Here is a 19,573-nt window from a genome sequence, read left to right as displayed (position 1 = left end):
CGACAGTGGGCGCGCGGCGGACCCGGATCCGGCGGCTCCCCAGTTCGCGCGACACGAACATGCGTTCGAGGTTGACGCTCCCCACCACACGTGGGACCATCCCAGCACCGGCCTGAATACAGGTCGACCCCGGCTGGTGCGGGAACACCGAACCGGGGTCTGGGCACACGACAGATTGGACTGTCATGCACCGTAGGGTGGAGTCTATCCACACGCCCCCAGGGCGCAATTCTCATGGTTCGGCATTCGACGCCGACCTCCTCATTCTCACCCCGCCTGGGTTCTCACTGACGTCCTGACCTAGCGAGCCTCTCGACCTTTCCGGTCGAGGGGCTCGAGGTGTTTCGCTGCGACGTGTGCGCGGGCCGTTCCGGTAGCCGCGGCATGTCGGGCACTCGTCGCTCATCTCCCGAGGTCCGACGTCAGCGCTTCGACGCTGCACGCAGGGGTGCCATTCCCCTGCGTGAAACCGACTGGGCGCCAGTATCCTTCGTCTCCATTCTGGCGGTGGAGCACCCGATCGTGAGGGTCGACACGAACGACCGGGTCCAGCACAAGCCGCACGTCACTTCCGACGTGGGGCCAGAAGTGCTGGCCGAGATGGTCTATCGGGGCATGGTGACCGGGCAGCGTTGGGGAAGGGGCCGAAGGCAATACAGGGACCCGTAGGGTCTCCGATCGGTTGGGCGCAGCCGCCTGCAGGGCGTCCATATACATTCACCTCTCGACAACAACGAGAGCCCGCAGGCAAGACCCGACCCGGTCGTCCACCCAAAGCGAGCTTGTATCGATCACGTACGCCCCACACGTTGCACACCGTCGTAAAGCCAGTATCCGGCCCGACAAGCCGTTGCGATCTCGCGGTGTGCGTCCGCTTGGCATTGTTGGCGAACTGATCCGCCGCCGTACTAGCGGTCGTCCCCCCCATAACCGCGCCGGATCACTCCTCCCGTCTCGGAACCCTATCGCTGCCGCCGAGATGAGTGCCTCCTGCAGAGGTTCTGATTGATTGCCGGAACCATGTGAAATACTCGCGCGCATGGCACGAAAGCCGAGATGGTGGCATGTCCTCCAAGACTCGAAGAATGAAGTCCGTTTGGCGGTTGACCTCTATAACCGATCCGGCGTAGAACGACAGCTAGAAGCGTTCATCGTGCACATGTCGATGGGATGGCTCAAGCTCCTCCAGGCACACTTCGAGCAAGCCGCCAAGGATATCTACATCCGAAACAATCGCGGGCACCGTGTGCGGCATGATGACGGCGGATTCAAACATCGCAGTCTGCGTGACCTTAGCAATGAGTTCTTTGACCCCAACGACCCGCGAAAGGCGAATCTGGAGTTCTTTACTGGGCTACGAAACCAAATCGAGCATCGATACGAGCGCGACATTGCAGCTCTCATCGCTGGCCGCACACAAGCGTACCTTCTGAACTACGAGCAGACGGTGGTCGAATTATTCGGTGAGGATGAAGGTCTCGCCGACGAGCTCCGGTTTCCGCTGTTTCTCTCGTCGATCACCGGTGACGCCGTCGCCTCCATCAAGAAGGTGCGTGAGCGCGTGCCGAGGGGTGTAGTCGAGTGGGTTCAGGATTTCGATACAGCCATTGAGGCGGGGATCGCCGAAGACCAGCGGTACGACTTCAAGGTCTACCTCATTCCCCATACTGGAACGAAGACAGAAGCCGATGCTGCCATGACCTTCGTCCGGTACGACGAGCTGACCGACGACGAGCGCGCGGTAGTCGAAAGGGTTCAGACCGTCATCCGAGACAGAAAGGTTCCTGTCAGTGGGGCGGACGAGTATCTACCCGGACAGGTCGTTGAGCAGGTTGACGCTCAGATTGACAGACCTTTCACGCTGCACATGCACACACAGGCGTGGCGATACTTCGGGGTTCGGCTTCCAAACGGCGAAGACCCTTACAAGACGAAGTCGCAATTTTGCTACATGAATGAGCTGGTAGGGAAGCACGTTTATACGCCCGCATGGGTGAAATACCTTGTACGCAAGCTGTCCGATAATGACGTGTATGACGCAGTCGCGAGTTGGAAACCGGAAAGTCAGTTTTAGGCATCACCTGCCGCTGTTTGGCATTGGTGAGGACGCAGAGGAAGCTGGGTGCCGGTGTTCATGCCTGCTGATAAACCTACTACGCCGTCTTAATGGTGCGACGACCACGGGTTGGCGCTTCGGGCCGCCAAGCAGCGAGGTCCTCGGCAGTGGTACCGACGTCGGCGCTGTGAGCGCGCAAAGCCTCCTCAATAGTATCCGCGACGGACTCGCCGTAATCCGGGTCGATCTCGCCGTGCCACTGCCGCACCCACGGCAGTAGTTCGGCGATGCCGGCCAGCATCGGAGTCAGCTTCTCGGGACTCGCCTGGTCCCAGCCGTCGGTAGCGATGCGTTCATCCACGAGGCCGGCGAGCGCGAGGGCCTGCTCGGCATGATCCCAACCCGCCCAGCCGAGCAGCATCGTCGGGTCGGTGTCGCGGTTCGCGTTCGGGTAGGAGATGAACCGTTCCCTCGGTACATCGAGCTTGCCGCGCTGCGACCAGTACGAGACCTTCAAGAAATCCGTGGGCTTGTACTTCGGCGGCACCGGGATTGGACCGTCCAGCGTCTCCCCCGCGTCCTCGCGACGCTGCAACTCCCACGTGTGTTCCCACGCTTCGCGCTTGATGAGACCGGATGGCTTGTACCGCAGCGCCGCGAGATACGGGACGCCCTCCTCATCGAGGAGCTTGGCCAACGCCGCCGAGGTGGAGACCTCGTTGCTGCCGGCCCACAACCGTAGAACCTGACGGAAATCCTCGTCGCGGTCAAGCCGGTCGGCGAGTTGCGCAATGCTACGCGGAGTCGGATGGTCGCCTTCGAACCACAGATCGCGGTTCTCGACGCGATCCAACAGCCAGTCGCGCAACGCTTCGGTGACACGCTTGTCCCACGGCTCGGAAGCCCAGCGCCGCTTGTGCTCCGGCTTCTCCAACAAACGGATGCCCGGATTCGATTCGATCACGTCGAGGCGGCGCTGAATCAGGTCCCGGTAGTCGGAAGGTAGGTGCGGCGGAAGCTCGGTGATCGGGGTGGAGCGGTGCCGCTCGAACCACGCTGTGTGCTCGCCGCTTTCGACGGCTCGAGCGAGAGCAATTTCGAAAGCGCGCTCCCCCAGGGCGAGTCCGGGCAGTTCGCCAGCGTAGGTGAGGTCCTCGTCGATGAGGCCGTAGAGTCGGTAGCACTCCCAATCGAGTTCCTCCTGATGCGCGATCATCAGTGCGCGAATCCGCTCCGACTCGCCACGTGCGTGTTCCAACGCTCCGACGGTCGGCACACCGGTCGCGGCGACGGCAACCGGGGTGTGAGCCGCGAGTTCCTGCGCGAGGTCATCGAGGGTGCAGGCTCGTTTCAAGGGGTAGGACGACGGAAGCGGAAAGCCCTTGAGGGTTGTGCCGGTGAACTGAAAGAACCGGTCCCATTGTTCGGACACGACCCTCGCACCATCTGAACCCACTGAATCACCGCTGTTGGCATAGTTCTTTTGCTTGAGCCAGAAGCACGCCACCGAACTGTTCAGCACCCCGAGCAGTCGCAGGTGGTCGTCCTCGCTCGCCCCCTCCGGCAACTTGATCACCGGGGCGGAACGATTGAACACCTTGCCGCCGCGGTCCAGGACGAAATGGTTGTGCGTCGCGACGAAGGCGAAGGTGATGGAAGGGGGGGTTCGCAACTTGGCGGCTGTCATGCGGCCGAACTCGTACCACTTAAGCCCCGTCTGAACTTTCGTCTTGCCGCCAAACATTTTGTTCTGTGACAGTTGGTTTCGAAATGGCCACATGAACTTTGCGGTTGACGGAAGGTCGGCCAGGTCGACGGACTGGAAGTCTGAATCGTACGGCCAAATTACTTGCTCATGGGGGGCCTGGGACCAATCACGGAGCTCGTCGCCAACGACCATGTCACGCACGGACTCACCACTGAGATCACGTTCGCCGACACGGCGGGGCTGGATGAATACGTCATCTTCAAGGGTGAAGGACGTAATCCCGATCGATGCTGCAGCCCGATCTAGAATTTTGCTGCTCGCCGTCTCGACTGCGCCGAGAAGCTCCACCGCTCCACCACCGGACAGACTCCACGGGTGCTCACGAAGCGCAGATCGTGGCAAGTCTGCAACGCTGATCCACCCGTTGTCGAAGCCGGGGTCGTCAATGTGGTCCAGAATGGCCGACCACACAATTCCCTTGGCGGGATCATCTGGACGACCAGGCTCGCCGCGTACACCAAGCACAGCCCGCACTGTCAACGTGGCGTTCTCAGTGCCCTTGTTGCGGCCGACCAGGATCACTGTCGGTGTGCCGTGGCCGGGAATATAAGCGCCGGACGTGTCGATCACTCTCCGCAGGTCCTTGAACGCGAGGAACTCCTCCACCAGCTTCGTACCGAACTCCCGCTTCATAAACGAGTTCGACGTGATCTGTCCGACCCAACCAGCAGGAACAGCACCATCTCGCTTGGCAAGTCGGAAGAACAACTCCATGAAGGGGACGGTGAGCACGTATTTGCCGTGACAGGTGTCGTAGTGGCGTCGGTACAGGTCGCGCAACGCCGCATCCTTGATGCTGATGTACGGCGGATTGCCCACTACGACATCATGTTCCCGGCGCAGAATCCGCTTGAGCGTGTCTGTGTCTTCGGTCGACAGAGCGAACTCCTCCTGCCCGATGGAGAGAAGGTCATCGCCAAGCGCTTCCTTGTCCGAACCCCACAACAACGAGTCACCCGCTGCGAGGTTCAACTCGATGTCGATGAGCTTTTCGATCGACTTGTCCCCACTCGCGTCCAGCGCCGCAACCATCAGCCGGAATCGAGCGATCGCCACTGCAAACGGGTTGATATCCACGCCGAACACCGATTTGAGGGCATTCCGCACCAGTACACGACGGCCGAGCCCCGGGGCCTCGTTTTCCCACCGCTCCAGCAGTCGGTGGAACGCACCCAACAGGAAGTGGCCCGACCCGCAGGTCGGGTCGATCACCGTGACGCCTTCGAGTGGCCGCTCTTTCAGCGCCGGTTCCATCGTCTGGTCGAGGATGAACTCCTCGACGAACTCCGGAGTCTGCAGAAGCGCGTAGGTCTTCTTTGCGAACTCCGACAGGTCCTGATACACGTCACCCAGGAAGCGGGTGTCGACACCGGCGAAGCTCCACAAAGGCTCGCCGGAAGCGTCCTTGTCCCACCAGAATTCGAGAAGACCCCGCGCTGCGTCGCCCGAGGGCGCCACCTGATGCATCGGCGAATAGCTGTCGACCAACCCGCGGGTGGCTTCCATCTTCGCGAAATGTGCGGTGATCGTGTCGAGCCACTCGCGGTCGGTGTGCTCCGGGAACTCCGTGAAATACGCGCGCCGCGCGTCGAGTGCCTGCTGGCGCGCATCGGGGTTCGGACCGCCGATCCACGCCTTCGACACCAGTGCGTGGTCTTCGCAGTAGCGCGCGAATACTGTCAGCAGCACCCACGCGACCGCGGCCTGCGTGATCCGTTCGTCGCGCCACGCCTGCCACGACGCCGCCGTCCGGTTCGCCTGCAGTGCCGCGGTGTACTCGGCGCGCCACCGCTGCTCCACCCCCGGTTGGCGGATGTCGACGTCCGCACCGTCGACGCGCGCACGCAGATCGTCCTCGAGGACCGTCACCTGCTTGCGCAGCGCCTTCACCAACTCGGTCGCGGAAAAGTCCGCCATCACACCTTCTCGCTCTCCACGATCCCGGTCTTCCAGACCGGGTACACAACGAACTGTCCACCGGGCGAACCCAACTGGATCGGCTGACCATCCACCAGCGCGCCGCGCTGGCCACGCATCTGCGGCAACACCACCCACACCGGACGGCGGCGCGGCGCCGACAGATCCGCCAACCGCGCCAATACGTCGAGGTAGCCGTAACGGGCCAGCGGCGACATCTCGGTGAGAACCAGCGGCCTCGGCTGCGCGGCGTCGCCGAACACCCGATCCTCGAGGCCCGCGCATACGCGCGGCATCACCTGTTCGAGCACCGCGCGCAGGCCCCGCGCATCCTTGCTTCCCGCCGCCGCAGCATCTGCGCTTCGCACGAGATCCCACGGCACACCCCGCTCGGACGAGAAAGTCCGCATCGCGTCGATGATCGCCCCGGTGACGTCGACAACCTCACCCTCATGGGTCTCGACGAGTTCCCGCGCGACGGTCTGATGGTCGCCCGGCCGATGGACGGGCACCCCAAACACCAGGAAGCCGTTCTCGGCCAAGGAGCGCGTCACCAGCGAGTTCCGCGACGCACCACCATCACCGTTCGCGGCGGACGCGACTGTCCCGGCGGGCGGACCGGTGTGCGTGGCCGTGCGGGTGTGCAGGGAGGTTTCGCTCGGCGGTGCGGCCTGCTCGTAGCGGTAGGCGGCGCCATCCCAGGTGAGACCGAGGCCGGCACGGTCGATGTGCGCGTCGAGCGCAGGCCTGGCAGGGAGCCGATCGAGCTCCGGGAATCGTGCGGCGACACGCGCCCGGATCTCCGTCGGCGACAACGCCTCGGTCTGGGCGAGTCCGGCAAGGGCGATGCGCAGCGCGTCGGACGGGCCGAGGCTGCGGCTGTGCAGCTCACCGCGACCGGAGACGGCGGCGAACTTGGAGATTGCCGCCGCCAAGCGCACAAGACGCCCGTCCGGTGGCAACGGCACCGGCACGTCCGGTCCGGCCGCGGCTGCGTAGGCGCGAGCGAACGCGCCGCGCAGCTCCCGTGCCGCGGTGCCCATCGGGACCACCTGAGACATCGGGGTAGCAACCATGAGGTCGTCGGCGCGACGGCCCGCGGCTTCGGCTCCGGCGAGCAGAAGTTCGTCGTCGGCAACCAACGCGAGGCGTCCACCGTGTCGCCGGCGCACCCACCGTCGCGTTCCCTCAGCGGTTTCGTGCTCGGTGAGCCGATCCAGGGCGAGGCGCAACAGCCCGGCGGCAGCACGCTCCGCGAGACGCGGGGCCAGGGCATCGGCGGCAGCGGCCGGGGCCTGGGGCAGCCGGGCGCGGATCTCGGCAGTGAGGGTGGAGATCGCTACTACCCCACCGGAATCGCGGAGGACCTGGTCGGCGACGTCGATGAGTTCGTCGAGCAGCTCCCGACTCGCCGGGTTCTCCGCCCAGTCGGACTGCAGTTCCTTGAGGAGCTGGTTTCCTCGAGGACCGCTCTTCTTCAACGCCGACGCCAGTTCGTTGCCGGACGCGAACGCATCGAGAGTGCCGGCGACACCGAGGAGCAGTTCCGCTGCGCTGCGGCGGGTACTGGCCCTACCCGTGCCCACCGCCGATACCAACAGGGCGACGGCGTCGTCGAGGCCGAGCAGTCCCTGCTGATCCTGTGGCTTTGCGGTAGATCGGCCGAGTTCCTTGACCCACGTGCGATGCCGGTCGCGGATCTCGGTGCGGGTGGCTTTTGCTTCCTTGGCGACCAGCCGGTTGAGTCGGGTGGAATCGAGCACCAACAACTCGCCGACCGTCGTGACCTGCGCCGCGGCGAGAGCAGACACGGCCCTGGCGCTCAGCCCGGCGGCAGCAAGGGAGGTGCCGGCGACCACCTTGACTGCGCGCGTGGTCTTGTCTGCCTTCGCGGGAGCGGCGTCGAGGTCGTTGAACACCCGGCGCCAGTCTCGGAGCATCTCCTCGGCCGTGTCCGGGCGGGTCGCGACGTCGCGGGACAGCGCCGAGCTGAAGTACGCGGCGAGACCTGCCGCGACGGGCGTCTCGAACAGGGAGGGGTCGACGGTGACGTCGTCCTGCACGGTGGCCGGGTTCGCCTGTGGGTCCGGTCCGTACTGTGGGGCGCCGCCGGTGGCCATCTCGAACAGGACGACCGCGGCACCATAGCGTTCGGCAGCGGTGTCGTACTGGTTGCGTCCACCGGTACCGAGAAACGGGTCGAGATAGGGCGGGGTTCCGGCGTCGGTGTGGCGCAGATCGACCCCGGCCATCGAGAAGTCGAACAAGCGAAGGTGCGCGTCGGCACGCGAGCTGGACTGGTGCACACCGAGATTCGACGGCTTGAGGTCGCGGTGCACCACCCCGGCACGCTCGAGGGCGACGAGCGCCTGCAGCAGATCGGTACCCCAGCGTTCGAGCAGATCGATCGACAGCCGCCCGCCCTTGGCGGCCAGTTCCTCCGCGAGGGTGGTGCGTCCCGCGTAGTGCACGACGAGAGCCGCGCGGCCGCCGACGTTCTCCTCGGAGGCCAGCTGCACGATGCGAGGATCGTCGAGTTTGCCGAGCACCTGCGCCTCGGCGTGAAGCCGAGCGGCGGCCTCGTCGTCGCGGGCGACCTTGAGGACCCGCTCGTGGTCGCCCGCCTTGCGGTCCACGACAAGGATGCCGACGGCGGTCGACCCTGCTCCCAGGCGCCGCTTGTAGACGAAGCGGCCGTCGCCGAGTTCGTCACCGGGCTTCGCTTCGAGCGGATCGGTTTCCCCTTCGGCGCGGAACAGATCCGAACGCACCGCCTCGAGTCGCTCGAGGAAGTCCGCGACCGACGAGATCCGTTCTGCGGGGCTCGGATCGGTGGCGTCGAGTACGAGTTGCCGCAGGATCGACGGGACCTGCGGCAATTCCACCGCCAGGTCGAGACCGCCGTCGCGGCGCAACCGGTCGAGCAGTTCGCCGCGTTCCGTCGCCGGTGACTGTCCACCGGTGAGCAGGTAGAACGCGAGCGCACCGAGACCGAAGACGTCCATGCGGGCGGGGTCGGTGGGGTTCACGCCCTCGGGGGAAGTGAACAACTTGGCCTGGTCGCTCAGGCTGCCGGCCATCAGACTCAGCGGTCCCGCCGACAGGCGCGTGACCCCGGTTTCCGCGTTGGCGGGCAGCACCCCGGCGGTGTCCCAGTCGGTGACCTGCGCCTGCGGACCGGACTTGCGGTCGCGGACCACGATCGCCCGCGGATTGAGGGTGCGGTGCACCACGCGGTGCCGATGCGCATAGTGGACGACCTCGGCGACCTCGGTGAGCAACTCGAGTTGCCGCTCGAGGGTCATCTCGCCGTGGTGGTCGGCGAGCCACAGGTCCAGGCGCACGTCGGTGTCGGATTTCGGGAACACCAGGCCGATGCCGAGTTCCTTGTCCTTGACCACGTCGACAGGGACCTGCAGGCCGTCGTGCTTGAGCCGGGACAGCAGCTTGTATTCGTGCTCGACGCCGCGCGCCCGGGCGTGCTCCTCCCCGGAGGTCCCACCGGGTTTGGGCAGGTAGAAGCGGATACGCGCGGCGCGTTCCATGTCGACGTGGTGGAAGGCCGGCCAGTCCTGCCAGCCGTCGCCGTCTCCGAGGGGTTGGTCGTCGATCACCCACGAACCGACCTCGCGTTGGCGGCGCGGGGCGAGGCCGATCGCGGTCATGAGGTCGCGGATGAGCAGCGACTTCTCCTCGGACACCGGCCCGTGCTTAGCCGGGGCGAGGAGCCGCTCGCTGATACCCGGCAGTCGACTGTGGTCATCGTTTCCGTCGATGCCGTAGAGGTTGATCTTGGAACTCGTCGGCAGTGCGCACACGAAGTCCGGATGATGCAGGTACACGAGTTCCTGCACGAACGGGATGATGCCCTTGAGGTTCTTCTGCCCGGTCTTCTCCGCCAGTCGGTCCTTGAGCAGCGACGAGAAGTACTGCGCCTTCTTGCGCGCGAGGAGCAGCGGCGAATCCTCGGAGCGATTGCCGCGTGTCCACACGTGGTCGTTGCCGCGCAAGATGCCGCTGTAGTACTTGAGTTCGATCAGGTACAGGGTGTCGCGGGCGAGGACCAGTAGGTCCACCTCGTGCCAGCGGCCGCGGTTGTCGCGGAACTCGAAGTTCGACCACGCCCGGAACGGGGGGGCGTCGGGAAGGATCTCCTTGATCCGTTCGAGCCCTTCGCGTTCGTGGTCGAACGGGGAGGGACTGACCTCGACCCAGCGGTCACTCTGCACCTGGCCCCGCACCTCTCGCTCTCATCCGTCACCCATGTATAGAGGGTCGAGTGTGCACATCTCGTCGTTACGTCTCGGCGTGTCGCGACGAGATGTGCACACTCGAAATGAGCTCTATCGCAGTGGGATGCCGAGCAGTGCGTCCACCGCGTCGGCGAACAAGCCCGGCGCCGAGGGGTCGTCGCCGCCGCGCTCGACCGCGAACGTCGCCCAGCTGTCCAGCGCGGCGAGGGCTTTCGGGGTGTCGAGGTCGTCGGCGAGGTGCTGACGCAGCCGAGCGATCGTGTCGTCGGCGGACTGGGCCGAGCCCAGGGCCGCGGCGTCGCGCCACAGGGCGAGGCGGGCCTGGGCGTCGGCGAGGACCTGGTCGGTCCAGGCCCGGTCGGTGCGGTAGTGCCCGGCGAGCAGACCCAGTCGGAGGGCGGCGGGGTCGACGCCCTGGCCGCGGAGTTTGGAGACGAAGACGAGGTTGCCGCGGGACTTCGACATCTTCTCGCCGTCGAGGCCGATCATCCCGGTGTGCACGTAGTGCCGGGCGAAGCGGCGCTCGCCGGTGACGGCCTCGGCGTGGGCGGCGGAGAACTCGTGGTGCGGGAAGATCAGGTCGCTGCCACCGCCCTGGACGTCGAAGCCGCTGCCGATGCGGTTGAGGGCGATCGCGGCGCATTCGATGTGCCAGCCGGGGCGGCCGTCGCCGAACGGGGACGGCCAGGCCGGTTCGCCGGGCCGCTGCGCGCGCCAGAGCAGCGCGTCGAGCGGGTCACGTTTGCCGGGGCGGTCGGGGTCGCCGCCGCGTTCGGCGAAGAAATGTTCCATGGTGGCGCGGTCGTAGCCGGACTCGTAGCCGAACTGCTCGGTGGCGTCGGCGCGGAAGTACACGTCGGGGTACTCGGCGTCGTCGACGATGTAGGCGGCGCCGGAGGCGACGAGTTTCTCGACCAGTTCGACGACTTCACCGACGGATTCGACGGCGCCGATGTAGTCGCGGGGCGGCAGGACGCGCAGCGCCTCCATGTCCTCGCGGAACAGCGCGGTCTCGCGCATGCCGAGGACGATCCAGTCCTCGCCGTCGCGGGCGGCGCGTTCGAACAGCGGGTCGTCGACGTCGGTGACGTTCTGGACGTAGTGCACGTCGTGGCCCGCGTCGCGCCACACCCGATGGACCAGGTCGAAGGCGAGGTAGGTGGCGGCGTGGCCGAGGTGGGTGGCGTCGTAGGGGGTGATGCCGCAGACGTACATCGTGGCCGTGCGGCCCGGGGTGACGGGGCGGACCGCGCGGTCCGCGGTGTCGTAGAGCCGCAGCGGGGGGCCCTGGCCGGGGACGGACGGGAGCGCGATGTCGGACCATGACAGCATGCGCACGAGCCTAGTGGAGGGCGCGGGCGGCTCCGGACGGAGGCCGGGTCCTTCAGAATGCGGGCCAGGGTATCCGGCGGTCGCCGACGGGGCGGGGCATGACGGGGCGGCGGAGCAGGGCGGCGATGCGGCCGCGCAGGGCGGCGACCTCGCGGGCGGTGATGTAGGTGCCCAGCCGCCGGCCGAGTTCGCCGTCGAGTTCGCGGGCGAGTTTGTCCAGGTCGACCAGGAGCGACGGGTCGATCGGGCTGCCGGCCCAGCCCCACAGCACGGTGCGCAGCTTGTTCTCCTGGTGCAGGCAGATGCCGTGGTCGACGCCGTACACGCCGCCGTCGAGGCCTTCGAGGGCGTGTCCGCCCTTGCGGTCGGCGTTGTTGAGGACGACGTCGAGCACGGCCATGCGCTGCAGGCGCGGGTCGTCGGCGTGGACGAGGACGACGTCGGTGCCGTCGAGGTCGCGGGCGCGCAGGACGGGCAGCCATCCGGGAGGGACGGCGTCGAGCGGGCACAGGTCGACGAGGTCGAGGCGGCCGGGCGGGTCGGCGGGATCGGGGGTGTCGATCCACTGCTGCACCATGCCGGTCCCGAAGGGTCCCTCGCGCAGCACGGTGGTGGGGATCACGCCCCAGCCGAGGGCTTCGGAGACGAGGTAGGAGGCGACTTCCCGGCCGGCGAGAGTGCCGTCGGGGAAGTCCCACAGGGGCCGTTCCCCGCGGACGGGTTTGTACACGCAGCGCACGGTGGTCGCGCCGAGGGTGGCGTCGCACACGAGGGTGGCGTTGCTGGCGTGGACGACGCGGCCGACCACGGTGAGTTCGCCGTCCGTGAGCACGGTGCGGAGGTCGGGGCTGCCCACCGGGTCAGGTCTCCTCGCCGAGCCAGGCGGCGGGGTCGAAGCCCTCGGTGCGCAGGTACCCGTTGGTGCGGACGCAGATGTGGCCGCCGCCGACCGGTTCGCCGCACAGCGGGCACGGGGTGCGGCCGGCGGCGACGACGAGTTCGGAGCGGGCGGCGAAGTCGCGGGCCTGCTGGGGGGTGAGGAAGACGCGGACGGCGTCCGGGCCCTCCTCGGCGTCGTCGAGGACGACGGACTCGTCGACCTCGGTCTCGGTGACGGCGAGCAGTTCGACGACGACGTTGCCGCTGTCGGCGTCCCAGCCCAGGCCCATGGTCCCGACGCGGAACTCCGCGTCGATGGGGGTGACGAGCGGACTGATGTCGACGTCCGGGTCCTCGGGCAGGTCGGTGCCGAAGCGGCGGTGCACCTCCTCGAGGAGCAGGCCCATGCGGTCGGCGAGGATCTGCACCTGTTGCTTCTCGAGCGTGACGCTCACCACCCGGGAGGCGTGCACGGCCTGCAGATAGAACACCCGGTCGCCGGGTTCACCGACGGTGCCGGCGACGAACCGGTCCGGGGTCCGGAAGACATGTATCGCGCGGGCCATCGCACCTCCTCGTTGTCGTATCCATCCGGTGTCGCTCTCCCATTATCCGCCGCGGGGGGCGACCTCCCCGCCGGGCGCGGGCGCCGGTTGGGCGGGCGGTGCGAGCCCGGACAGGTCCGAGCCGGTGTCGTTGACCCGCAGCACGAACGGGCGGGTCTCGGTGTAGCGGACGACGCTGAGGGACGCGGGCTCGGCGACGATGCGCTGGTAGCCGTCGAGGTGCGTGCCGAGCGCGTCGGCGAGGACGGCCTTGATGACGTCGCCGTGGGTGCAGGCGATCCAGACGACGTCACCGCCGTGGGCGGCGGCGAGGCGGCTGTCGTGTTCGCGGACGGCGGTGACGGCGCGGGCCTGGACCTGCGCGAGGCCCTCGCCGTCGGGGAACACGGCGGCCGAGGCGTGCTGCTGGACCACCTTCCACAGCGGTTCCTGCAGGAGTTCGCCGAGTTCGCGGCCGGTCCACTGCCCGTAGTCCACCTCGACGAGGCGGTCGTCGACGAGGGGGGTCAGGCCGCGGTCGGCGGCGAGGGGGGTCACCGTCTGGTGGCAGCGCAGCAGCGGCGAGTGCACGATCTCGGCGATGGTGAGGCCGGCGAGCCGCGCGACGAGGCCCTTGGCCTGGATGTGGCCGACCTCGTCGAGTTCGACGCCGGGGGTGCGTCCGGCGAGGACCCGGGCGGTGTTCGCCGTCGAGCGCCCGTGCCGCAGCAGGATGACCGTCATGAAGCCAGCCTAATGGGCCGGGCGCCCGACGAGCGGGCCCGGCGGGGTCCCGGCCTCAGGTGGCCGAGATGGTGCCGGTGGCGAGCAGGGCCAGGACGAGGGTGCCGAGGGCGATGCGGTAGCCGACGAACCAGTACATCGAGTGGTCGACGACGAATTTGAGCAGCCAGGCGATGGAGGCGTAGCCGACGGCGAACGCGACGGCGGTGGCGACGAACAGCTGGGCGCCGGAGGCGCTGAGGCCCTCCCCGGCGGGTTCGAACGCGTCCGGGAGGCTGAACAGGCCGGAGGCGACGACGGCGGGGATGGCGAGCAGGAACGAGTACCGGGCGGCGGCCTCGCGGGTCAGGCCGAGAAACAGGCCGGCGCTGATAGTGCCGCCGGAGCGGGACACGCCGGGGATCAGGGCGAGGGCCTGCGCGGAGCCCATGACGATGCCGTCGCGGAGGGTGAGTTCGTCGAGCTTGCGGGTCTTGCGGCCGTAGCGTTCGGCGGCGGCGATGACCAGGGCGAACACGATGAGCATGGTGGCGATGAGCCACAGGTTGCGGGCGCCGGTGCGGATCTGGTCCTTGAACAGGAAGCCGAGGACGCCGACGGGGATGGTGCCGACGATCACGTACCAGCCCATGCGGTAGTCGAGGTCGCTGCGGTGTTCGCGGTGGGCGAGGCCACGGAACCAGGCGGCGACGATCCGGACGATGTCCTTGCCGAAGAAGACCAGGACGGCCGCCTCGGTGCCGAGCTGGGTGACGGCGGTGAAGGAGGCGCCGGCGTCGGTGCCGAAGAAGATCTCCGAGACGATCCGCAGGTGGCCGGAGGACGAGATCGGCAGGAACTCGGTCAGGCCCTGCACGAGGCCGAGGACGAGCGCCTGCAGCCAGGTCATGGATTCGCCGGTCACGCGGTGCCCTCCGGGTGCTCGTGGGGACGGTCGCCGGGGGTGGGGTCGATTTTCACCTGGGCGAGGGTACGCGGCGCGGCGGAACGGTTTTCGCGGCCTCACGGCACTAGGGTGCTGGGTCAGGGGCGGCGGTCGCGGTGACGGCGGCTCGACCCCGTCGGTCGGATCGTGACGAGGCGCGGGCGGATATGGAACACAGAACGGTGGGTGCGAGCGGGCTGCGGGTCTCGCGGCTCGGCCTGGGCACCCTGAGCTGGGGACGCGGCACGGACGGGGACGAGGCGGCGGCGCAGCTGTCGGCGTTCGTCGACGCCGGTGGCACCCTGGTCGACACCTCCCCCGCCTACGGTGACGGGGTGGCGCAGCGGATCCTGGCGGAGCTGCTCGACGACGTGGTGCCGCGCGATCAGCTGGTCGTGTCGGGCAGCTCGGGCATCGACACCTCGAAGGTCGGGGCGGGGCGGGTGGACTGCTCCCGCGCGGGTCTGCTCACGCAGCTGGACCGCACGCTGCGGGACCTGGGCACCGACCATCTCGATCTGTGGCAGGTGGCGACGTGGGATCCACGGACGCCGGTCGACGAGGTGGCGGCGGCGCTGGAGTTCGCGGTGACCAGCGGCCGGGCCCGGTACGTGGGGGTGCGCGGGTACCTGGGGTGGCAGCTGGCGACGGCCGCGTCGGTGGCGACGCGGCACGCACCGCTGGTGGGAACGCAGGTGGAGTATTCGCTGCTCGCGCGCGGGGTCGAGGAGGAGCTGATCCCGGCGGCCCTGCACCACGGGGTGGGGGTGTTCGCGGCGGTGCCGCTCGCGGGCGGGGTGTTGACGGGCAAGTACCGCGACGGCATCCCGGCGGACTCGCGGGGCGCCGACGACCTGCACACCGAGGAGGTGCGCAGCTATCTGACCGAGCCGGCGGCGCGGGTGGTCGAGGCGGTGGCGACGGCCGCGGACGGACTGGGGACCTCCCCGCTGGCGGTGGCGTTGGCGTGGGTGCGGGACCGGACGGGAGTGGCGTCGACGGTGGTGGGTGCGCGGGATCTGGCGCAGCTGACCGGGGTGCTGGTGACGGAGGAACTGGAGTTGCCGGCGGCGATCGCGGCGGCGCTCGACGACGTCAGTGCGTGACGTCGGGCCCCCGGGCCCGCGACCCCGCCACGAAGTTAGGTTAGCCTGTGGTCGAGGTCGGTGCACCGGCACCGGACGGCGGGCACGAGGAGGGACCGGTCGATGACCGCGATCGAGGCCGCGGGGTTCGCGCAACGGCTCCGCCGGGAGACCGCGCAGGCGCACAGCGACACCGAGAACGCGCAGTTCGTCACCGAACTGCTGGCCGGCCGGCTCACCCGGCAGGGGTATGCGGCGCTGCTCGCGCAGTCGTGGTTCGTCTACGAGACGCTCGAACGGGTCGGCCGCTCGCACGCGGGTGACCCGATCGCCGGGCCGTTCCTGGACGACGCGTTGCTGCGCACTCCGGCGCTCGAGGCGGATCTGACGTTCCTGCTCGGCCCGCGGTGGCGGGAGACGATCGCGCCGCTGCCCGCGACCGAGCGGTACGTCGCGCGGCTCGAGCAGGTGGCCGCGGTGCGCCCGGAGGTGTTCCTGGCGCACCACTACCTGCGGTATCTGGGGGATCTGTCGGGTGGGCAGATCATCCGGCGCCTGCTCGAGCGCGCGTACGGGCTGGACCGGGACGGGTTGCGGTTCTACATCTTCGACGACATTCCCCACCCCAAGCCGTTCAAGGACGCCTACCGGGCGAAGCTGGACGCGGCGCCGCTCGACGAGGGCCGGCGGCGCACGGTGATCGACGAGGCGAACCTGGTGTTCGGGCTCAACGCCGACCTGTTCGCCGATCTGGCCGCCGACCTGGACCGGTACCGCACGACTTCCGCCCTGCCATGACGCGACGCGGCATCCTCGCGTTCCTCGCCGCGGCGCTCGCGCTCGTCGCGCTGCTCGTCGGGTGTTCGACCGCCCCGACCGGGGGCGGCGGGACCGGGGCGCGCACCGCGGTGGTGGGCGACCCGAATCCGCGGCCGATCGCCGAGGCTCCCGTGCCGGCGCTGCCGGTGACGGTCCGCGGCGTCGACGGGGTCGACGTCACCGTCACCGACGCCTCCCGCATCGTGACGGCCGACCGGTCGGGCACCCTCGCCCAGACCGTGTTCGCGCTCGGTCTCGGGGACCGGCTGGTGGGTCGGTCGACGGCGGGTTTCCCCGCCGTCGAGCAGGTGCCCAACGTCACCCCCGGCGGGCACGGGCTCTCGACGGAGGCGATCTTGGCCCTGGCCCCGACGGTGGTGCTCACGGACACGTCGGTGGGGCCGCTCGCGGTGCAGGAACAGCTGCGGGCCACTGGGGTGCCCGTGGTGTTCGTCGACCCGCGCCGCACCCTGGCGACCGTGGGCGAGCAGATCCGCTTCGTCGCCCGGGCGCTCGGCGTGCCCGCGGCGGGTGAGGCACTGGCGCAGCGCACCGACGACGAGATCGCCGCGGCCCGCGCGGCGGTGCCGGACGACGGGACACCCCCGACGGTGGCGTTCCTGTATCTGCGCGGGTCGGCGATCAAGATGCTCGGCGGTCCCGGATCGGGCGCGGACGCGCTCGTCGAGGCGCTCGGCGGCCGCGACGCGGGCACCGTCGCCGGCCTGACGTCCGAGTTCACCCCGATCACCAGCGAGGCGATGATCGCCTCCGCCCCGGACGTGATCTTGATCATGACCGAGAGCCTGGCCTCCGTGGGCGGGCCCGAGGGCCTCGCCCGGCTGCCCGGCGTCGCCCAGACCCCGGCCGGGCGCGACGGCACCATCGTCGACATGGCCGACTCGGTGCTGCTGAGCTTCGGCCCGGACACCGGCCGGGTGCTCGCCGCGCTCGCCGCGGCGCTCTACCCGGCCGCACCGGCATGAGCGCCGTCGACTCCCCCGCCCCCGTCCGTCCGGCCGCCGCCCACCGCGGCCGCACCGCGGCGGTGGTCGCCGGCCTGACGGCCGCCCTGGTGGTGCTGGCGGTGCTCTCGGCGTGCCTCGGGCAGGTGCCCACCTCGCCGGCCGAGGTGATCGGCAGCGTGCTGCACCGCCTCGGGCTCGACCTCGGGCCGCTGCCGGCCCACCCGGCCGGTGAGGTCACCCTGTGGGAGGTGCGGTTCCCGCGGGTGGTGCTCGCCGTCGTGGTGGGGGCGTCGCTGGGCTGCGCGGGCGCCCTGCTGCAGGGCGTGTTCGCCAATCCGCTCGCCGAGCCCGGGGTGATCGGCGTCTCCGCCGGGGCCGCCGTCGGCGCGTGCGCGGCGATCGTGCTGGGCGGGGCGTTCACCGCCGGGTGGGCGCTGGCGGGCGCCGCGTTCGTCACCGGGCTGCTGACCACGACCCTGGTGTACGTGCTGTCGCGGTCCGAGGGCCGCACCGAGGTGGTCACGGTCATCCTCACCGGCGTGGCAGTCAACGCGTTCGCCGGCGGCCTGATCGCCCTGTTCACGTTCGTCGCCTCCCCCGCCGCGCGCGACCAGATCGTGTTCTGGCAGCTCGGCAGCCTGGGTGGGGCCACGTGGGAGGTCGTGTCGGTGGTCGCGCCGCTCGCGGTCGGCGGCGTCGTCGCGGCCGTCGTGCTCGCCCCGAAGCTGGACCTGCTCGCCCTCGGCGAGCACGTCGCGCGCCACCTCGGGGTCGACGTCGAGCGGGTACGGCAGGCCGCGATCGTCGTCGTCGCCGTCCTGGTGTGCTCCGGGGTGGCGTTCACCGGCATCATCTTGTTCGTCGGGCTCGTGGTGCCGCACCTGATGCGGATCGCGCTGGGGCCCGCGCACCGCGTGCTGATCCCGGCCGCCGCGTTGTGCGGCGCGGTGGTGCTGCTTGCCGCGGACCTCGGTGCCCGCACCCTGGTGCCGAACGCGGACCTGCCGCTGGGCATGCTGACCTCGCTGGTCGGTGGCCCGGTGTTCTTCTGGATGCTGCGCCGCACCCGGGCACGCCAGGGCGGCTGGGCGTGAGTCCGCGGCGGCCGTGGCCGGACCGGCAGGTGCCCGCCCGAGCCGGGCGGGGCGCGGTGACGCTGCGCGCCGAGCAGGTGGCCGTCCGCCGCGGCGACCGCGTCGTCCTCGACGGCGTCGACCTCGAGGTGCGGGTCGGGGAGGTGCTCGCGCTCGTCGGGCCCAACGGCGCCGGCAAGTCCACCCTGCTGGCCGCGCTCGCCGGCGATCACCCCGTCGCGGCGGGCGAGGTGACGGTCGGCGACCGTCCGCTGGCCGAGTTCTCGGCCGCCGCCCTGGCGCGACGACGGGCGGTGCTGCCGCAGCAGCACGCGGTCGGGTTCGCCTTCACCGCCCTGCAGGTGGTGCGGATGGGCCGTGCGGCCTGGGCGCGCACCGACCGCAGCCGGGACGACGAGACGACGGTGGCCGCGGCGCTGGCCGAGGCGGACGTCACGCACCTGGCGCACCGGCCGTTCCCGGCCCTGTCCGGCGGCGAGCGGGCCCGGGTGGCGCTGGCGCGGGTGCTGGCGCAGGACACCCAGACGCTGCTGCTCGACGAGCCCACCGCGGCCCTGGATCTGGGGCATCAGGAGACGGTGATGCAGGTGGTGCGCGGCCGCGCCGACGCCGGCACGGCCGTGGTGGTGGTGCTGCACGATCTGAATCTGGCCGCCGCGTACGCGGACCGGGTCTGTGTGCTCGCCGGAGGCCGCGTCGCCGCCGACGGTCCGCCCGCGCAGGTGCTGACCGGGGAGCTGCTCACCCGCGTGTACCACTACCCGGTGCGGGTCCATCCCCATCCCGGGACCGGCGCACCGCTGGTGCTGCCGCTGCGGGCCGGCGACGCGGCGGCGTCACCGGCCGGGCAGCCAGCCGAGCACGCGGTCGAGCCACGTCGGTGACCGGCACGGCCGGGCGCGGGCGACGGTGTCCCGCACCGCCGCCGCCACGCTGCGTTCGTCGCCGAGGTCGATCTCGGCGACCGACGCCCGCGCCCGGGCGATCACGTCCGCCGCGGTGGGCACGGTGGACGGGCCCGCGGGCCGGTACACCTCCACCCGCAGGGTGGCGCGGCGCACCCGGAACGAGAACGGCCGGCCCTCCTCGGTGCGACCGAACCCGTGCGCGTGCACACCCGGGCTGAGGTACTCGACGACGAAGCCGTCGGGGGGCGGGTCGGGGGAACCGGTGGGCCAGGTCACATCG

At 69.4% G+C, this 19,573-nt stretch carries 14 protein-coding genes; 6 read left to right on the top strand and 8 right to left on the bottom strand.

What is annotated here, in order from left to right; translation table 11 throughout:
• Window positions 1-1,039: 1,039 nt before the first annotated feature.
• Window positions 1,040-2,074, top strand: a complete 1,035-nt coding sequence (locus tag QNA09_RS11180; protein WP_119699786.1) for a DUF3644 domain-containing protein — start codon at window positions 1,040-1,042, stop codon at window positions 2,072-2,074.
• A gap of 79 nt (window positions 2,075-2,153) precedes the next feature.
• On the opposite strand, the gene pglX is transcribed toward QNA09_RS11180, so the two are convergent.
• The 7 genes from pglX to QNA09_RS11145 all read right to left on the bottom strand — a co-directional run bounded on the left by pglX (window position 2,154) and on the right by QNA09_RS11145 (window position 14,383).
• Window positions 2,154-5,741, bottom strand: a complete 3,588-nt coding sequence (gene pglX / locus QNA09_RS11175) for a BREX-2 system adenine-specific DNA-methyltransferase PglX (protein ID WP_119700304.1) — start codon at window positions 5,739-5,741, stop codon at window positions 2,154-2,156.
• Window positions 5,741-9,970, bottom strand: a complete 4,230-nt coding sequence (pglW, locus tag QNA09_RS11170) for a BREX system serine/threonine kinase PglW (protein ID WP_119700303.1) — start codon at window positions 9,968-9,970, stop codon at window positions 5,741-5,743. Before pglW ends, pglX begins: the two co-directional genes overlap by 1 nt.
• Before the next feature lie 114 nt (window positions 9,971-10,084).
• The gene (mshC, locus tag QNA09_RS11165; RefSeq protein ID WP_119699785.1) at window positions 10,085-11,326 is read right to left on the bottom strand and encodes a cysteine--1-D-myo-inosityl 2-amino-2-deoxy-alpha-D-glucopyranoside ligase; all 1,242 of its coding nucleotides are present in this window, start codon (window positions 11,324-11,326) and stop codon (window positions 10,085-10,087) included.
• 52 nt (window positions 11,327-11,378) lie between these two features.
• Window positions 11,379-12,182: an SCO1664 family protein gene (locus QNA09_RS11160; protein ID WP_017682190.1), complete on the bottom strand. Its 804-nt coding sequence runs from the start codon at window positions 12,180-12,182 to the stop codon at window positions 11,379-11,381.
• 4 nt (window positions 12,183-12,186) lie between these two features.
• Complete coding sequence (locus QNA09_RS11155; RefSeq protein WP_040269719.1) at window positions 12,187-12,771, bottom strand: DUF3090 domain-containing protein; 585 nt, start codon at window positions 12,769-12,771, stop codon at window positions 12,187-12,189.
• 42 nt (window positions 12,772-12,813) lie between these two features.
• Window positions 12,814-13,494 carry a histidine phosphatase family protein gene (locus QNA09_RS11150; RefSeq protein WP_010596485.1) on the bottom strand — a complete coding sequence of 227 codons (681 nt, stop codon included), beginning with the start codon at window positions 13,492-13,494 and terminating at the stop codon, window positions 12,814-12,816.
• A 55-nt stretch (window positions 13,495-13,549) separates the two neighbouring features.
• Window positions 13,550-14,383 carry an undecaprenyl-diphosphate phosphatase gene (locus QNA09_RS11145; RefSeq protein ID WP_010596486.1) on the bottom strand — a complete coding sequence of 278 codons (834 nt, stop codon included), beginning with the start codon at window positions 14,381-14,383 and terminating at the stop codon, window positions 13,550-13,552.
• Window positions 14,384-14,586: 203 nt separating this feature from the next.
• Between QNA09_RS11145 and QNA09_RS11140 the strand changes: the two genes are divergently transcribed.
• The 5 genes from QNA09_RS11140 (at window position 14,587) to QNA09_RS11120 (ending at window position 19,269) form a co-directional block, all read left to right on the top strand.
• Window positions 14,587-15,525 (top strand): aldo/keto reductase, encoded by a 939-nt coding sequence (locus QNA09_RS11140; protein WP_010596487.1) that lies wholly within the window; start codon window positions 14,587-14,589, stop codon window positions 15,523-15,525.
• Between the two features lie 102 nt (window positions 15,526-15,627).
• The gene (locus tag QNA09_RS11135) at window positions 15,628-16,302 is read left to right on the top strand and encodes a heme oxygenase (biliverdin-producing) (protein WP_010596488.1); all 675 of its coding nucleotides are present in this window, start codon (window positions 15,628-15,630) and stop codon (window positions 16,300-16,302) included.
• Window positions 16,299-17,309: a hemin ABC transporter substrate-binding protein gene (locus QNA09_RS11130; protein ID WP_010596489.1), complete on the top strand. Its 1,011-nt coding sequence runs from the start codon at window positions 16,299-16,301 to the stop codon at window positions 17,307-17,309. Before QNA09_RS11135 ends, QNA09_RS11130 begins: the two co-directional genes overlap by 4 nt.
• Window positions 17,306-18,385 (top strand): iron ABC transporter permease, encoded by a 1,080-nt coding sequence (locus tag QNA09_RS11125; RefSeq protein WP_017682195.1) that lies wholly within the window; start codon window positions 17,306-17,308, stop codon window positions 18,383-18,385. Before QNA09_RS11130 ends, QNA09_RS11125 begins: the two co-directional genes overlap by 4 nt.
• A complete protein-coding gene (locus tag QNA09_RS11120) occupies window positions 18,382-19,269 on the top strand; it encodes a heme ABC transporter ATP-binding protein (RefSeq protein WP_048773508.1) in 888 nt (295 codons plus the stop codon). The genes QNA09_RS11125 and QNA09_RS11120 overlap by 4 nt, the downstream gene beginning before the upstream one ends.
• Here the strand turns inward: QNA09_RS11120 and QNA09_RS11115 are convergent.
• Window positions 19,222-19,569 (bottom strand): hypothetical protein, encoded by a 348-nt coding sequence (locus tag QNA09_RS11115; protein ID WP_017682197.1) that lies wholly within the window; start codon window positions 19,567-19,569, stop codon window positions 19,222-19,224. The genes QNA09_RS11120 and QNA09_RS11115 overlap by 48 nt on opposite strands.
• Window positions 19,570-19,573 lie beyond the last annotated feature (4 nt).

The organism is Rhodococcus sp. AH-ZY2, from assembly GCF_030916465.1.
GTDB lineage: Bacteria > Actinomycetota > Actinomycetes > Mycobacteriales > Mycobacteriaceae > Rhodococcus > Rhodococcus ruber.
This window is presented reverse-complemented; position numbering and strand designations above follow the sequence as displayed.

Bases quoted from the DNA above. Each gene is read 5' to 3' on its own strand.
- pglX (WP_119700304.1), bottom strand. From the start codon at position 5,741: ATGGCGGACTTTTCCGCGACCGAGTTGGTGAAGGCGCTGCGCAAGCAG.
- QNA09_RS11150 (WP_010596485.1), bottom strand. From the start codon at position 13,494: ATGACGGTCATCCTGCTGCGGCACGGGCGCTCGACGGCGAACACCGCC.
- QNA09_RS11125 (WP_017682195.1), top strand. From the start codon at position 17,306: ATGAGCGCCGTCGACTCCCCCGCCCCCGTCCGTCCGGCCGCCGCCCAC.
- mshC (WP_119699785.1), bottom strand. From the start codon at position 11,326: ATGCTGTCATGGTCCGACATCGCGCTCCCGTCCGTCCCCGGCCAGGGC.
- QNA09_RS11180 (WP_119699786.1), top strand. From the start codon at position 1,040: ATGGCACGAAAGCCGAGATGGTGGCATGTCCTCCAAGACTCGAAGAAT.
- QNA09_RS11130 (WP_010596489.1), top strand. From the start codon at position 16,299: ATGACGCGACGCGGCATCCTCGCGTTCCTCGCCGCGGCGCTCGCGCTC.
- QNA09_RS11140 (WP_010596487.1), top strand. From the start codon at position 14,587: ATGGAACACAGAACGGTGGGTGCGAGCGGGCTGCGGGTCTCGCGGCTC.
- QNA09_RS11135 (WP_010596488.1), top strand. From the start codon at position 15,628: ATGACCGCGATCGAGGCCGCGGGGTTCGCGCAACGGCTCCGCCGGGAG.
- QNA09_RS11145 (WP_010596486.1), bottom strand. From the start codon at position 14,383: ATGACCTGGCTGCAGGCGCTCGTCCTCGGCCTCGTGCAGGGCCTGACC.
- QNA09_RS11155 (WP_040269719.1), bottom strand. From the start codon at position 12,771: ATGGCCCGCGCGATACATGTCTTCCGGACCCCGGACCGGTTCGTCGCC.